The sequence below is a fragment of the Burkholderia latens genome (genome assembly GCF_902499045.1).
Lineage (GTDB): Bacteria > Pseudomonadota > Gammaproteobacteria > Burkholderiales > Burkholderiaceae > Burkholderia > Burkholderia latens.
The window spans coordinates 158,970-173,248 of the sequence record NZ_CABVPL010000009.1 but is presented as its reverse complement, the minus strand read 5'-3'; the positions used below and the strand labels follow the sequence as shown (position 1 = coordinate 173,248).

The 14,279-nt window shown below is 68.6% G+C and carries 13 protein-coding genes, 1 pseudogene and 1 riboswitch; of the genes and pseudogenes, 3 read left to right on the top strand and 11 right to left on the bottom strand.

What is annotated here, in order from left to right:
• The 8 genes and pseudogenes from BSE24067_RS09875 to BSE24067_RS09840 all read right to left on the bottom strand — a co-directional run.
• A pseudogene (locus BSE24067_RS09875) lies at positions 1–696 on the bottom strand (apolipoprotein N-acyltransferase); the annotation flags it as partial.
• Positions 697–749: 53 nt separating this feature from the next.
• Complete coding sequence (locus BSE24067_RS09870) at positions 750–1,637, bottom strand: HlyC/CorC family transporter (RefSeq protein WP_151067047.1); 888 nt, start codon at positions 1,635–1,637, stop codon at positions 750–752.
• A 303-nt stretch (positions 1,638–1,940) separates the two neighbouring features.
• Positions 1,941–2,090: a hypothetical protein gene (locus BSE24067_RS09865; protein WP_170297532.1), complete on the bottom strand. Its 150-nt coding sequence runs from the start codon at positions 2,088–2,090 to the stop codon at positions 1,941–1,943.
• Positions 2,091–2,157: 67 nt separating this feature from the next.
• Positions 2,158–2,790 (bottom strand): gamma-glutamylcyclotransferase, encoded by a 633-nt coding sequence (locus tag BSE24067_RS09860; RefSeq protein ID WP_151067046.1) that lies wholly within the window; start codon positions 2,788–2,790, stop codon positions 2,158–2,160.
• A 15-nt stretch (positions 2,791–2,805) separates the two neighbouring features.
• Positions 2,806–3,582: an rRNA maturation RNase YbeY gene (ybeY, locus tag BSE24067_RS09855; protein ID WP_151067045.1), complete on the bottom strand. Its 777-nt coding sequence runs from the start codon at positions 3,580–3,582 to the stop codon at positions 2,806–2,808.
• Positions 3,583–3,750: 168 nt separating this feature from the next.
• Positions 3,751–4,797, bottom strand: coding sequence for a PhoH family protein (locus tag BSE24067_RS09850; RefSeq protein WP_151067044.1), 1,047 nt, complete (start codon positions 4,795–4,797; stop codon positions 3,751–3,753).
• Between the two features lie 32 nt (positions 4,798–4,829).
• A complete protein-coding gene (miaB, locus tag BSE24067_RS09845) occupies positions 4,830–6,203 on the bottom strand; it encodes a tRNA (N6-isopentenyl adenosine(37)-C2)-methylthiotransferase MiaB (protein ID WP_151067043.1) in 1,374 nt (457 codons plus the stop codon).
• Between the two features lie 283 nt (positions 6,204–6,486).
• Positions 6,487–7,419 carry a LysR family transcriptional regulator gene (locus BSE24067_RS09840; protein ID WP_151067042.1) on the bottom strand — a complete coding sequence of 311 codons (933 nt, stop codon included), beginning with the start codon at positions 7,417–7,419 and terminating at the stop codon, positions 6,487–6,489.
• Positions 7,420–7,564: 145 nt separating this feature from the next.
• Here BSE24067_RS09840 and BSE24067_RS09835 point away from each other — a divergent pair, with 145 nt between their 5' ends.
• The 3 genes from BSE24067_RS09835 to ribB all read left to right on the top strand — a co-directional run bounded on the left by BSE24067_RS09835 (position 7,565) and on the right by ribB (position 10,808).
• Positions 7,565–8,740, top strand: a complete 1,176-nt coding sequence (locus BSE24067_RS09835) for an MFS transporter (protein WP_151067041.1) — start codon at positions 7,565–7,567, stop codon at positions 8,738–8,740.
• A gap of 216 nt (positions 8,741–8,956) precedes the next feature.
• Positions 8,957–9,640 (top strand): helix-turn-helix domain-containing protein, encoded by a 684-nt coding sequence (locus BSE24067_RS09830; RefSeq protein WP_151067040.1) that lies wholly within the window; start codon positions 8,957–8,959, stop codon positions 9,638–9,640.
• A 190-nt stretch (positions 9,641–9,830) separates the two neighbouring features.
• Positions 9,831–9,979, top strand: a riboswitch (FMN riboswitch).
• A 118-nt stretch (positions 9,980–10,097) separates the two neighbouring features.
• Entirely contained in the window at positions 10,098–10,808 is a 711-nt protein-coding gene (ribB, locus tag BSE24067_RS09825) for a 3,4-dihydroxy-2-butanone-4-phosphate synthase (protein WP_151067039.1), read from the top strand.
• A gap of 102 nt (positions 10,809–10,910) precedes the next feature.
• Here the strand turns inward: ribB and BSE24067_RS09820 are convergent, their stop codons facing one another.
• From BSE24067_RS09820 to glpK, 3 genes are all read right to left on the bottom strand, one after another.
• Positions 10,911–11,597 (bottom strand): HAD family hydrolase, encoded by a 687-nt coding sequence (locus tag BSE24067_RS09820; protein ID WP_151067038.1) that lies wholly within the window; start codon positions 11,595–11,597, stop codon positions 10,911–10,913.
• 296 nt (positions 11,598–11,893) lie between these two features.
• On the bottom strand, positions 11,894–12,610 hold the full coding sequence (locus tag BSE24067_RS09815; RefSeq protein WP_151067037.1) for an MIP/aquaporin family protein: 717 nt from the start codon (positions 12,608–12,610) through the stop codon (positions 11,894–11,896).
• A gap of 96 nt (positions 12,611–12,706) precedes the next feature.
• Positions 12,707–14,209: a glycerol kinase GlpK gene (gene glpK, locus BSE24067_RS09810; protein WP_151067036.1), complete on the bottom strand. Its 1,503-nt coding sequence runs from the start codon at positions 14,207–14,209 to the stop codon at positions 12,707–12,709.
• Positions 14,210–14,279: the final 70 nt, after the last annotated feature.

Here is a 14,279-nt window from a genome sequence, read left to right as displayed (position 1 = left end):
GTTGCCCGCCGTGCCGCGCTCGGCCGGGGTGGCCGGCGCGCGCCGCGCGGCGACGAGCGCCTGCACGACCAGCGCGGCGAACAGCGCGAGCACCCACGCGATCCCGTACACGCCGACGACCGGCGCGAAGCCCGCGAACGGGCCGTCGACCTGCGGATAGCCGCTCGCGAGCCACGGAAAGCCGGTAAATACGGTGCCGCGCAGCCATTCGCCGAGCGCCCAGGCGCTCGCGAACGCGAATGCGCCGTGCCAGCTCGGCGAGAACGGCCGCGGATCGGGCTCGCGGCGATGCCACGCGTGGCCCGCGCAGAACGACCACAGCCCCGCCGAGAACGCCGGATACAGCGACAGGTACAGCGCGAACAGCACCAGCGCGCCGCCCGCGAGCGGCGCGGCCATCTCGCCGTACACGTGCATGCTGATGTAGAGCCACCAGACGCCGCTGATGAAGTTGCCGAAGCCGAACGCGCCGCCGGTGAGCGCGGCGCCGCGCCAGCTCGACGTGCGCGTCAGCTGCGCGAAAAACCAGACGAATACGGCGAGTTGCAGCCAGCCGCCGTGCGGAGTCGGCGCGAAGCTGAGCGTATTGGCCGCGCCGGCGAGCAGTGCGGCCGGATAGTGCCAGCGCGGCAGCGCGCGGCCGGGCGCCGGCGCGAGAAGACCGCCAGCCGGGCGGGACGGAATCGGTTCGTCCATGTGAAGCGAAAGGGGGCGAGCGGTTGAAGGAGACGCGGCCGGCGCGAGACGGGTCAGTCCTCGTGCGAGGTTTCGGCGCGGCGGCTCGCGAGCGGGTTGCGGCGCACCAGCAGCACGTGGATCTGGCGCGCATCGCCGCGCTGGATCTCGAACACGAGGTTGCCGAGCTGCAGCTTCTCGCCGCGGTGCGGCACGCGGCCGAAATGATGGGTGATCAGCCCGCCGATCGTGTCGACTTCGTCGTCGGAAAAATCGGTGCCGAACGTCTCGTTGAACTGTTCGATCTCGGTGAGCGCGCGCACGCGGTAGCGGCCGTCCGGCCCCGAGATGATGTTGCCGGCTTCCTCGTCGAAGTCGTATTCGTCCTCGATGTCGCCGACGATCTGTTCGAGCACGTCCTCGATCGTGATCAGCCCCGCGACGCCGCCGTATTCGTCGACGACGATCGCGAGATGGTTGCGGTTCACGCGGAAGTCGTGCAGCAGCACGTTCAGGCGCTTCGATTCCGGAATGAACACGGCCGGGCGCAGCATCCCGCGCACGTCGAATTCCTCTTCGGCATAGAAGCGCAGCAGGTCTTTCGCGAGGAGCACGCCGATCACGTTGTCGCGGTTCTCCTCGTACACGGGGTAGCGCGAGTGCGCCTTCTCGAGGACGAACGGGATGAAGTCTTCAGGCTTGTCGGCGATGTTGATCGCGTCCATCTGCGCGCGCGGCACCATGATGTCGCGCGCGCACAGATCGGACACCTGGAACACGCCTTCGATCATCGACAGCGAATCGGCGTCGATCAGGTTGCGTTCGTGGGCGTCCTGGAGGATTTCCAGCAGCTCCGCCCGGGATTCCGGCTCGGGCGAGATGAAGTCGGTCAGGCGCTCGAGCAGCGAGCGCTTTTCTTGCGGTTTGTCGGTGAGCTTACGACTGGGATACGAATCGTTCATGGTGGTGCGCCCGGGTCATGCCGGGGCGCGCGGTCACGGAGTAGGCAAGGATACACCAAGGGCATGGCGGGCCCGTGTCACCGCGGCCGTTCGGCCAAGGGCACGCGGCGCGCTCGGCCCCGCTCGGGAACGGCCGCGCCGGGCGCGGCGGTGTTCCGTCGGGTTCATCCTATCTCAGAACGGCGTGCCGGGGCAGCGGTGGCAAAAAAGCGGCGCGCCAGCGGCATTGGGTCGCATGCGGACCAGGCGGAACGACGCCGAGTGCGCGGGGGCGGATGCCCGGACGGCCGAAATCCCCGAAATTCAGAAGCGCATGCCGGCCGAGCAGCCGCCGGCGGCCGCGCCGTTGGTTGCGGCGCCGCCGCAGCCGAAGATTCCGCAGCCGGACAGCGCAACGCTCGCGGCGACGAGCAGCGCGGCCAGCGCACGGCGCGATCTGCGTGACGGTTTCATGGGCGGTAGCTCTCCTTCGAACGCCATGGCGCGGCGGCCCGCGTCGCGCAAGCGTGCGTGCCGCGCGTCACCGGCATCGCGCGAGCAGCGCTTCCAGCGCGCGGTCGGGGATGCCGCTCGCGCGCAGCGCGTCGACGGTGCGGCTCACGTAATCGAGCGTCGTGCCGTAGCGGCCGGCCGCGCAACTGAACACTTCCTTCACGACGGGGTCGGTCAGCTTGCCGGTGTAGGTGGGCGCGTCGCGGCGCATCACGAACGCGAGCGCGGTCACGCGTTCGCCGGTTTCGAGCGTGCAGGGCAGCCACGCGGGCCGGTACGAGCCCATCGGCATCTCGCGTTTCCACAGCGTCTCGAGATGCGGCTGCGCGGTCGGGCCTGCGAGCCGGAACGCGATGCCCGAGCACGAGCCGCCGCGATCGAGCGCGAGGACCAGGCCCGGACGCTCGGGCGTGCCGCGGTTCACGCGCGACCACAGGTAGAGCCCGCGGTGGTAGCCGTGCACCTTGCCGCGCACCGCGGCGACGGTCGGGAGCCCCGGATTCCAGATCAGGGACCCATAGCCGAACAGCCACAGATCCTGCTGGCCGTCCCAGTCGCGCATCGTGTGCGCGAGCGACGCCGCGAGCTCGTCTTCGGTCAGCAGCCGTCCCTCGCCGATCGACGGCGGGTACGCGGACGGCTGCATCGCGGCGTGGTGCATGGGACGGAATGGCGCTTACTGATACGGGTTGGGGAAGCCCAGCTTCGCGAGGATGTCGACTTCGAGCGCTTCCATTTCGGCCGCTTCCTCGTCGCTCGTCTCGTGATCGTAGCCCTGCGCGTGCAGCGTGCCGTGCACGAGCAGGTGCGCGTAGTGGGCCGCGAGCGGCTTGCCCTGTTCGTGCGCTTCCTTCTCGACGACCGGGCAGCACAGCACGAGGTCGCCGATCACGGTGCCGTCTGGCGCCGGATCGTACGCGAACGTCAGCACGTTGGTCGGATAGTCCTTGTGACGATACCCGGCATTCAGCGTGCGGCCTTCCTCTTCGCCGACGAAGCGCACGGTGAGCTGCGCGCTGGCGAACAGCGCCGGCTCGATCCACTCGGCGATCAGCTTGCGCTTCGGCAGCGTCTTGCGCACGTCGGCCGTGATCTCGTCGCCGTACTGCACCGACAGATCGAATTCCAGTTCGCGCCCCCCTTCTTCCATTTCCTCGTCGCGCGGCGCGGGCTCGGCGCCGACGTGCAGCGTCACGCTGTCGTAGTGCTCGGGTTGCAGCGCGAGCTTCGCGCGCATGGCGGGATCGTTGTGCTGCGCGACGATCGCGACGGCTGCGTCGCCCGAGCTGCCCGACAGGTCGAACATCAGGCTGCGGCCGTCCGGGAAGTCGATTCGCAGCCCCTGCGCGTTGAGGGTCCGGGCCTTGCCCTTCGCATCGAACAGCGAAAGACGGGGGGATTGGGGCGCGTCGGACTGTGCGCGCGCGGACTTGCGAGAACGGGAAGAATTCATGACGGGTACGGCGATTAGAACGCGTTGAGGATACACCAAACGGCCGATCGCGCCCGAATTCGGACGGGGATGCCCGCACGCGAAAAGAAGCCCGGCGCGCCGTCGAGCGGGCCGGGCCGTCGGCCGGTGCGGCGCGCGGGGCGCCGGCGGCGGTTCATGCGTGCGGGTTCACGCGTCCTTGTGCTGCGCGTGGAAGTCGTCGTACGCCTCGACGATGCGCGCGACGAGCGGATGGCGCACGACGTCCGCGCTCGTGAAACGCGTGAGCGCGATGCCGCGCACGCCGCCGAGCACCTGCTGCGCCTCGACGAGGCCGCTCTTGTGCCCGCGCGGCAAGTCGACCTGGCTCGTGTCGCCGGTGACGACGGCCTTCGAGCCGAAGCCGATCCGCGTGAGGAACATCTTCATCTGCTCGGGGGTCGTGTTCTGCGCCTCGTCGAGGATGATGAACGCGTGATTCAGCGTGCGGCCGCGCATGTACGCGAGCGGCGCGATCTCGATCATCTGGCGCTCGAACATCTTCGCGGTCTTGTCGAAGCCGAGCAGGTCGTACAGCGCGTCGTACAGCGGCCGCAGATACGGGTCGACCTTCTGCGCGAGATCGCCCGGCAGGAAGCCGAGCCGCTCGCCCGCCTCGACGGCCGGGCGCGTCAGCACGATCCGCTTCACCTGGTCGCGCTCGAGCGCGTCGACCGCGCATGCGACCGCGAGGTAGGTCTTGCCGGTGCCGGCCGGCCCGATGCCGAACGTCACGTCGTGCTGCAGGATCTGCTTCAGGTATTCGCGCTGCGCGGGCGTGCGCCCGCGCAGGTCCGCGCGCCGCGTGTAGAGTTTCGGCGCAGGCTCCTCGTCGGGGCCCGCGTCGTCGAGCTGCTCGGCAGGCTCGTCGAACGGATGGTCGGGGTCGCCGCGGAAACGCACGTCGAGCGTGTCCTGGCGGCCGTTGCCGGCGGTGTGACGCACTTCGACCAGCGCGAGCTGGATATCGTCGACCGACAGCGGATCGCGCGCGCGGTTGTAGAAGTTCTCGAGCGCGGCGAGCGCGAGCTTCGCGCCGCGCCCGCGGATCGTGATCCGGTGGCCGCGCCGCGCGAGCGTGACGTCGAGCGCCTGTTCGATCTGCCGCAGATTCTCGTCGAGCGGGCCGCAGAGGTTGGCAAGGCGCGCGTTGTCGTCGCGCGGCGCGGTGAATTCCAGTGCTTGGACGGTCTTCAAAGTAGCGTCGGGCTCCTGTTGAGCGTCAGTCGTCAGTGGGTGGCCGTGCTCGCGTCGTCGCTCACGAGCAGCAGCTCGCCGCGCAGCGAGTGCGGGTACGCATGATTGATCTTCACGTCGATCATCTGGCCGATCAGCCGCGGGTGCGACGCGAGCGGCGCCGGGAAATTCACGACCCGGTTGTTCTCGGTGCGGCCCGACAGTTCGTTCGGATCCTTGCGCGACGGGCCCTCGACGAGGATCCGCTCGATCTTCCCGACCATCGACTGGCTGATGCGCGCGACGTTTTCCTCGATGGTCGCCTGCAGATGTTGCAGGCGTTTGAGCTTCACTTCGCGCGGCGTGTCGTCGTGCAGGTTCGCGGCCGGCGTGCCGGGGCGCGGGCTGTAGATGAACGAGAAGCTCGTGTCGTAGCCCATCTCGTGCACGAGCGCCATCATCTTGTCGAAATCCTCGTCGGTCTCGCCGGGGAAGCCGACGATCATGTCGGTCGACAGCGACAGGTCCGGGCGGATGGCGCGCAGCTTGCGGATCACTGACTTGTACTCGAGCACCGTGTAGCCGCGCTTCATCGCCATCAGGATGCGGTCGGAGCCGTGCTGGACCGGCAGATGCAGGTGGCTCACGAGCTTCGGCACCTTCGCGTACGTGTCGATCAGGCGCTGCGTGAATTCCTTCGGATGCGACGTCGTGTAGCGGATCCGCTCGATGCCGGGGACGTCGGCGACGTATTCGATCAGCGTCGCGAAATCGGCGATTTCCGACGAACCGGCCGTCAGCGCGCCACGATAAGCGTTCACGTTCTGGCCGAGCAGCGTGACTTCGCGCACGCCCTGGTCGGCGAGGCCGGCCACTTCGGTCAGCACGTCGTCGAGCGGACGCGACACTTCATCGCCGCGCGTGTACGGCACCACGCAGTAGCTGCAGTACTTCGAGCAGCCTTCCATGATCGACACGAACGCGCTCGGGCCCTCGACGCGCGCGGGCGGCAGGTGGTCGAACTTCTCGATCTCGGGGAACGTGATGTCGACCTGAGCACGGCCGCTTGCGCGGCGCGCGTCGATCATCTGCGGCAGGCGGTGCAAGGTTTGCGGGCCGAACACGAGGTCGACGTACGGTGCGCGCGACACGATCGACGCACCTTCCTGGCTGGCGACGCAGCCGCCGACGCCGATCAGCAGGCCCGGCTTCGCTTCCTTCAGCTCGCGCACGCGCCCGAGGTCGGAGAACACCTTTTCCTGCGCCTTCTCACGCACCGAGCACGTGTTGAACAGGATGATGTCCGCGTCTTCGGGGGTATCGGTCTTTTCGAGGCCTTCGGCCGCATTGAGCACGTCCACCATCTTGTCCGAGTCGTACTCGTTCATCTGGCAGCCGAAGGTCTTTACGTAAACTTTTTTCGTCATGGGGATTCGCCGTTCGCAGTGGTTGACCTGGGGGCGTCGTCAAGGGTGAATCGGGACGGCTGCTGCCGGTGCAGCGGCTCGGGCCGGCGCCTGCGGTGCCTTTCGGTACCGTAAGGCGGAACCGGGGCGCGCAGCGCGTCGTGCGAGCGTGTCGCGAGCGCGTGAAAAGCCGTCGGGAAAGCCTTTCATTATAGCTTTTCGCGGTGCCCAAGGCGGTCGGCCGGTTGCACGCGCGCGACGTCGCGTGCCGGCTTCCGACCCTCAAACGACGCAGCGGCAGGCGTCAGCGGCACGCGTTCAGCAGGTCGTCGAGCGCCGCTTCCTCGCGCGCGAAGCGTTCCGCGAGGAAGTCGAGCAGCACGCGCACGCGCGGCGCCATGTAGCGCTTGCTGTGATAGATCGCGTGCAGCGGCGCGTCCTGGTGCCGCCATTCGGGCAGCAGCACGCGGAGCCGGCCGGCGCGCACGTCGTCGGCGATGTCCCACAGCGACTTCAGCGCAATCCCGTGGCCGCGCAGCGTCCATTCGCGGGTGAGCCCGCCGTCGTTGGTCTCGAACGCGCTCGACATGGGCACGGTGTAGGTCTGCACCTCGGCGCCGCGCATGAAGCGCCACGTGTTCATCGGACCCGACGCGATCGTGATCACGTTGCATGGAAAGCGGGCGAGATCGTGCGGGTCGGCCGGCATGCCGTGGCGCTCGACGAACGACGGCGCCGCGCACAGCACGCGCCGGTTCGCGGCGAGCCTGCGCGCGATCAGCGCGCCGTCGGGAGGCGCGGCGAAGCGGATCGCGAGGTCGATCTCGTCCTGCCACAGGTTCGACGACGAATCGGACGCCGTCAGCGAGAACGTGACGCCCGGATGCAGCGTCGTGAATTCGTGCAGCCAGTCGAGCAGCTGGTGGCGGCCGAAATCGGACGTGGACGACAGGCGCACCTTGCCGGCCACCACGTTGCGGCCTTCCTGCAGCAACGCATGCGCGTCGTCGAGCGCCTGCAGCGCCTGGCGGCAGCAATTCAGGTAGAGCCGGCCTTCGTCGGTGAGCCGCAATTGCCGCGTGGAGCGCTCGAACAGCCGCGTCGCGACCTTCGCCTCGAGCTTCGAGAGCCGCGCGCTCGCGGCGGCCGGCGTGAGATTCAGCTTGCGCCCGGCCGCGGACAGGCTGCCGAGCTCCGCCGCCTCGACGAACAGCCGGATGTCGCCCAGTCGATCCATCGGATTTTCCAGAATCTTTTGAAAATGGTTCAAATGCCACGCCAATTATCAAAGATAGGCGTATTCGGGACAATGCGCGCACATCGAGATCTTTGTGCGATGCGGCACCGACCGGGGCCGCGTCCGCTGCCTTCCGGAGAACGTCATGCCCATTCCGCTCCTGGCGCTCGCGATCAGCGCCTTCGCCATCGGCACCACCGAATTCATCATCATGGGGCTCCTGCCCGAAGTCGCGCACGACCTCGCCGTGTCGCTGCCGTCGGCCGGCCTGCTCGTTACCGGCTACGCGCTGGGCGTCGCGGTCGGCGCGCCGCTGCTCGCGGTGCTGACGAGCCGCATGCCGCGCAAGGCCGCGCTCCAGCTGCTGATGGCAATCTTCATCGTCGGCAACGTGCTGTGCGCGACCGCGTCCGGCTACGCGATGCTGATGGTCGCGCGCGTCGTCACGTCGTTCGCGCACGGGTCGTTCTTCGGGATCGGCGCGGTGGTCGCCGCGTCGCTCGTGCCGGCCGACAAGCGCGCGAGCGCGATCGCGCTGATGTTCACGGGCCTCACGCTGTCGAACGTGCTCGGCGTGCCGTTCGGCACGTTCGTCGGCCAGTTGCTCGGCTGGCGCGCGTCGTTCTGGATCGTCGCGGCGCTTGGCGTGCTGTCGCTCGGCGGCGTCGCGCTGCTGGTGCCCAATCGCCACGACAGCGGGCCCGTCGGCCTCGGCCACGAGGTGCGCGTGCTGAAGGAGCCGCAGGTCTGGCTCGCGCTGCTGATGACCGTGCTCGGCTTCGGCGGCGTGTTCGTCGTGTTCACGTACATCGCGCCGATTCTCGAAACCGTCACCGGCTATTCGCCGCGCGCGGTCGCGCTGATCCTCGTGCTGTTCGGCGCCGGGCTGACGGTCGGCAACACGCTCGGCGGCAAGCTCGCGGATCGCGCGCTGATGCCGTCGCTGATCGCGATCCTCGTCGCGCTGATGGCCGTGATGGCCGCGTTCGCGAAGACGAGCCACGTGCCCGTCGCCGCCGCGGTCACGGTATTCGTCTGGGGGATCGCCGCGTTCGCGACGGTGCCGCCGCTGCAGGCGCGCGTCGTCGAGAAGGCCGCGAGCGCGCCGCATCTCGCGTCGACGCTGAACATCGGCGCGTTCAACGTCGGCAACGCCGGCGGCGCGTGGCTCGGCGGGCTCGCGCTCACGCACGGCTTCGCGCTCGATGCGCTGCCGTGGGTCGCCGTCGCGGTCACGTTCGCGGCGCTGGTCGTCACGTGGCTCGCGATGCGGCTCGATGCGCGCGCGCCGGCACGCGGCGCGGCACCGGCCGCGCATTGAACGCCGCGTCGCATCGCGCGGCGGTCGCCGGCGCGATAGCGGCGCGAAAAGGTTCGCGAGAAACGCATTCTTCCGCGATGCTGATAACGGTGTGAAGATAACTTCGTTTGCGGGCCCGGGGCCGGGTGATAGCGTCTCGATACGCGCCGTTCGTGGCGCAACCCGATTCCGGCTTACCCCATTCGCAGGGCCGCATCGCGGCCCGGAGGCCATGCTATGTCTTCACCCCTTGCGCTGGTGCGCGACGTGTCTTCCTTCGAGTCCGGCAATGCAGGCGACGCGCGGACATCCGCGTCGCTCGACGCCCTCGAGCAGGTCGTCGGTGTGAATCTCGCGCGCCTGCGCGCGGAGCGGCAGCTGTCGCTCGATGCGCTCGCGCGGCTGTCCGGCGTGTCGCGCGCGATGCTCGCGCAAATCGAATCCGCGCGCAGCGTGCCGTCGATCAAGGTGTTGTGCAAGATCGCCGCCGCGCTGAAGGTGTCGGTCGCAGCGTTCCTGCGCCGCCATGCGGTGAACGGCTTCGAGCACCTGGCGGCCGAGCGCGCGGCGCGCGTCGTCAGCTCGAACGGCCGCTTTTCCGCACGTGCGCTCTATCCGGAAGGCGAGCCGGCCGCGGCCGAATTCCACGAGCTGCGGATCGCGCCGCTGCACACGGAGCCCGGCACGCGTCGCGCGCCGGGCACGACGGTCAATCTGGTCGTCAGCGAGGGCACGCTCGAAGTGAGCGTGCACGATCGCCGCCAGTTGCTCGCGACCGGCGACGCGATCGTGTTCGACGCCGATCAGCCGTACAGCCTGCGCAACCCCGGCGACAGCGAGGCGCGCGCGTTCCGCGTGACGGTGAGCCCGGAAGTGCCGCCGCGCTGGCTCGTGCCCGACGCCGCGCACGCGGCCGGCTGAGTACTTGCGGCCGGCCGGGCCGGCGCCGGGTCCTTCGGGGGGCGGGCGCGCAGGCACGGTGTGTCGGCCGTTCGGACGATGCCGTTAGACGGGGTCGTCAGTAAGGTTTTACGTGTGGTCGGCTGCGCAGCGAGCGCGGCTGATGTATGCTTGGCCCGCCGGTGCCGGGGCAGATCCCGGCCGGCAATCAGTGCGTCTTCAGGGCGGGGCGAAATTCCCCACCGGCGGTAGGCTGGCGAAAGCCGGCGAGCCCGCGAGCGCCCGCGCTTCCGCGCGGGGTCAGCAGATCTGGTCGAATGCCAGAGCCGACGGTCATAGTCCGGATGAGAGAAGATGTGCAGATAGTCATGTCCGCCAGGGCCGCTTCGCGATGCATGCGAAGCGGGTTGTCGTTCTGTCTGTTTGCAATGCCCTGGAACGTTTTTCGCCCAAATCGTAATCGCGAGGAGCGTTTCACATGTCCTTCAAGTCCGTTTCGTCGGCACCCGCCGACGCCTTTGCCGATCTCCCGTTGCTGGATTCCGAACCGGTGCCGCCGCGCATCGCTGCCGCGCTCGACGCGTTGCGCGCGGGCCGCGCGGTCGTGCTGCAGGACGATCACGACCGCGAAAACGAGGCCGACCTGATCGTCGCCGCCGAGCGCATCACGCCCGAGACGATGGCGCTGCTGATCCGCGAGTGCAGCGGCATCGTGTGCCTGTGCCTGACCGACGACAAGGTGCGCGCGCTCGAGCTGCCGCCGATGGTGCAGACCAACGAAAGCCGCAACGGCACAGCGTTCACCGTGTCGATCGAGGCGCGCGAAGGCGTGCATACGGGCGTGTCCGCGGCCGACCGCGTGACGACGATCCGCGCGGCGATCGCCGACGATGCGAAGCCGTACGACATCGTGCGCCCCGGCCACGTGTTTCCGCTGCGTGCGCAGCCGGGCGGCGTGCTCGCGCGCCGCGGCCACACCGAAGGGACGGTCGACCTGTCGATCCTCGCGGGGCTCAAGCCGGCCGGCGTGCTGTGCGAGTTGATGAATCCGGACGGCACGATGACGCGCGGCGACGATGTCGAGCGTTTCGCGCGGCAGCACGGGCTGCCGATGCTGACGATCGCGGAGCTGGTCGAATTCCGCGAGGCACTGGCGGCCGCGCGCGAACGCTGCTGCGAACCGGCCTGACGGCCTGACCGCGTGAGCGGCGGGTGCGCCGATGCGCCCGCCCGCTGACGTGCATCCCGCATCGCCCGCCGGCCGTTCTGGCCGCCGAGGCCCGGCCGTTCGTCAGGACTGCACGTCGCCGAATTCCCCGCGCATGCCGGCTTCGACGAGCGCCGGCAGTTCGTCCATGTTTCGCATGATCCGCGTGATGCCCATCGCGCGCAGCGCGTCCGCGTAGTTGTCGGGGATGTGGCTCGCGCCGACGAATGCGATCGTTTTCATCCCCGCGGCGCGCGCCGCGTTCAGGCCAGACACGCTGTCCTCGACGACGATGCAGCGCGCCGGCGCGACGCCGAGCGTCTGCGCCGCGTGCAGGTACACGTCAGGGTAGGGCTTCGGCCGTGCGACCTGCTCGGAACTGAACACGCGATCGCCGAAGATCTCGGTGAGCATTGCGCGCTTCAGCGAGCTGCGCACGCGCGCGAGCCGGCTGTTCGACACCACCGCGGCCGGCAGCTCGACCTTCAGCAACGCGTCGCGCACGCCGGTGATCGGCGCGAGCGATTGCGCGAGGCCGGTCTCGATGTTGTGCTCGATGGTTTCGATGAAGTTCTCGGGCATCCGGATGCCGAAATGCGCTTCGAGCCCGGCGAGAAAGCGCGACGTCTGCTGGCCGAACGCGGATTTTGCGGCGTCGGTGAAATCGAGGTGCGGGAACGTGGCGGACAGCGTTTCGAACAGCACGCGGTCGGCAATGACTTCGCTGTCGACGAGTACGCCGTCGCAGTCGCAGATAAGGTGATCGAGCATGGTGGTGAAGAAGCGGAGGTGTCGGCGACGCCGAGCGTCCCGCCATGATACGTGCTTTCCCGGCCGCGCCGCGCGACGTTAGGCAACGCATTCGGCACGCTGTTCCAGCGCCGCCGGGCCGATCCGGCGTATCGGATCGGCCCCGCCTGCGTGGTGCGACCGCGGGCGACCGCTGGCCGCGCCGGAGAACGAAACGAAAAACGAAACGGAGAACGAGGAGGGCAGGCGCGCGGCCATCGCGGCCGCGCGCCGACGCTCGGGCTCGAGTTCCGGCTGAGCCCGAATGGAACCCGCGATCAGCCCATCGCGTGCAGGCGCAGATACAACCCGGCCGCCGCGGCGCCGCCGAGCAGCGGCCCGATCACGGGCACCCACGCGTAGCGCCAGTCGCTGTCGCGCTTGCCCGGAATCGGCAGCAGCGCATGCATCAGCCGCGGCGACAGGTCGCGCGCGGGGCTCATCGCATAGCCGGTCGGACCGCCGAGCGAGATGCCGATGCCGAGCACGAGCAGGCCGACGGGCAGCGCGTCGAGCGCACCGAGGCCGACCTGCGGCGACGCGAGATACAGCACGCCGAGGATCAGCACGAACGTGCAGATCGCTTCGGTCAGCACGTTGTGCGTGGTGCTGCGGATCGCGGGCGCCGTGCAGAACACCGCGAGCTTCAGGTCCGCGTCGGCTTCCTTCGCGAAGTGCTGGCGATACGCGAGCCACACGAGCAACGCGCCGGCCATCCCGCCGAGCATCTGCGCGACGATGTAGCCGCCGACCTTCGACCACGCGAACTTGCCCGCGAGCGCGAGGCTGATCGTGACGATCGGATTCAGGTGCGCGCCGCTGAACGACGCGGTCACGTACACGGCGACGAACACGGCCATCGCCCAGCCCATCACGATCACGATCAGGTCCGCGCCCTTGCCCTTGGTCTTCGCAAGCAGCACGTTGGCGACCGCGCCGTTGCCGAGCAGCACGAGAATGGCGGTGCCGATGAATTCAGCAATATAAGGTGACATGTTTGTCTCTCGTAGGTCGCGGCGGACTCGCGCGCTGCGCGGTCCGCCGGTGTTGTTGTATTTCGTTCGGGTTGCTTGTCGTTGCTGCCGCGATGCTTACTGCGCGTCGTCGGCCCACGCCTTCGCGGCGCGCACCGCACGCTGCCAGCCGGCCATGCAGCGCTCGACCTGGTCCTTGGGCATCGACGGCGAGAAACGGCGATCGAGCTGCCACTGGCTGCGCACTTCGTCGAGGTTCTTCCAGTAGCCGATCGCGAGGCCCGCGAGGTACGCCGCGCCGAGCGCGGTCGTCTCGGTGATCTGCGGACGCACCGCGTCGACGCCGAGCAGGTCGGCCTGGAACTGCATCAGCAGGTTGTTCGCACTCGCGCCGCCGTCGACGCGCAGCTCGCCGATGCTGATGCCCGAGTCGGCCTCCATCGCGGCCAGCACGTCGAGCGACTGGTACGCGATCGCGTCGAGCGCCGCGCGCGCGAGGTGCGCGGACGTCGTGCCGCGCGTGACGCCGAACACCGACCCGCGTGCGCGTGCATTCCAGTGCGGCGCGCCGAGGCCCGCGAACGCCGGCACCAGATACACGCCGTCGGTGTGCGGCACGCTCGCGGCGAGCGCTTCGATTTCGGCGGCCGTCTTGATGATGCCGACGCCGTCGCGCAGCCACTGCACGACCGCGCCCGCGATGAAGATGCTGCCTTCGAGCGCGTACTGCACGTCGTCGCCGATCTGCCATGCGATCGTCGTGACGAGATTGTTCTTCGATTCGATCGGCGTGTTGCCGGTGTTCATCATCAGGAAGCAGCCGGTGCCGTAGGTGTTCTTCACCATGCCCGACGTCGTGCACATCTGGCCGAACAGCGCCGCGTGCTGGTCGCCGGCGATGCCGGCAAGCGGGATCTTCGACGCGAATACCGTCGTCTTCGTGTGGCCGTAGATTTCCGACGACGCCTTCACGTCCGGCAGCATGCTGCGCGGGATGTCGAGCAGTTCGAGCAGCTCGCTGTCCCACTCGCGCGTGTGGATGTTGAACAGCATCGTGCGGGACGCGTTCGTCACGTCGGTCACGTGCAGCTCGTGCTTCGTGAAGTTCCACACGAGCCAGCTGTCGACGGTGCCGAATGCGAGCTTGCCTTGACGCGCCTTGTCGCGCGCGCCCGGCACGTTGTCGAGGATCCAGCGGATCTTCGTCGCGGAGAAGTACGAGTCGATCGGCAGGCCGGTCTTCGCACGCACCTTCGCCTCGAGGCCCTGCTTCTTCAGCGAATCGCAGAAGTCGGCGGTGCGGCGGTCCTGCCACACGATCGCGTTGTAGACGGGCTGACCCGTCTCGCGATCCCAGACGATCGTCGTCTCGCGCTGGTTGGTGATGCCGATCGCGGCGATCGACGTGCCGTTCAGGCCGGTGCGCGTGACGGCTTCGGCGGCGACGCCCGCTTGCGTCGACCAGATTTCCTGCGGGTCGTGCTCGACCCAGCCGGGTTGCGGGTAGATCTGTTCGAATTCCTTCTGGGCGATCGACACGATGTTGCCCTGGCGATCGAACAGCATCGCGCGGGAACTCGTCGTGCCCTGGTCAAGCGCGAGGATGTACTGGTCCTGCATGTCTCTCATCTCCATCCGTGGATTGGCGTAGTTGTGATGCGCGCCGCATGTTACGCGGCGCGTCGGTGAA

Bases quoted from the DNA above. Each gene is read 5' to 3' on its own strand.
- BSE24067_RS09870 (WP_151067047.1), bottom strand. From the start codon at position 1,637: ATGAACGATTCGTATCCCAGTCGTAAGCTCACCGACAAACCGCAAGAA.
- BSE24067_RS09865 (WP_170297532.1), bottom strand. From the start codon at position 2,090: ATGAAACCGTCACGCAGATCGCGCCGTGCGCTGGCCGCGCTGCTCGTC.
- BSE24067_RS09860 (WP_151067046.1), bottom strand. From the start codon at position 2,790: ATGCACCACGCCGCGATGCAGCCGTCCGCGTACCCGCCGTCGATCGGC.
- ybeY (WP_151067045.1), bottom strand. From the start codon at position 3,582: ATGAATTCTTCCCGTTCTCGCAAGTCCGCGCGCGCACAGTCCGACGCG.
- miaB (WP_151067043.1), bottom strand. From the start codon at position 6,203: ATGACGAAAAAAGTTTACGTAAAGACCTTCGGCTGCCAGATGAACGAG.
- BSE24067_RS09840 (WP_151067042.1), bottom strand. From the start codon at position 7,419: ATGGATCGACTGGGCGACATCCGGCTGTTCGTCGAGGCGGCGGAGCTC.
- BSE24067_RS09835 (WP_151067041.1), top strand. From the start codon at position 7,565: ATGCCCATTCCGCTCCTGGCGCTCGCGATCAGCGCCTTCGCCATCGGC.
- BSE24067_RS09830 (WP_151067040.1), top strand. From the start codon at position 8,957: ATGTCTTCACCCCTTGCGCTGGTGCGCGACGTGTCTTCCTTCGAGTCC.
- ribB (WP_151067039.1), top strand. From the start codon at position 10,098: ATGTCCTTCAAGTCCGTTTCGTCGGCACCCGCCGACGCCTTTGCCGAT.
- BSE24067_RS09820 (WP_151067038.1), bottom strand. From the start codon at position 11,597: ATGCTCGATCACCTTATCTGCGACTGCGACGGCGTACTCGTCGACAGC.
- BSE24067_RS09815 (WP_151067037.1), bottom strand. From the start codon at position 12,610: ATGTCACCTTATATTGCTGAATTCATCGGCACCGCCATTCTCGTGCTG.
- glpK (WP_151067036.1), bottom strand. From the start codon at position 14,209: ATGCAGGACCAGTACATCCTCGCGCTTGACCAGGGCACGACGAGTTCC.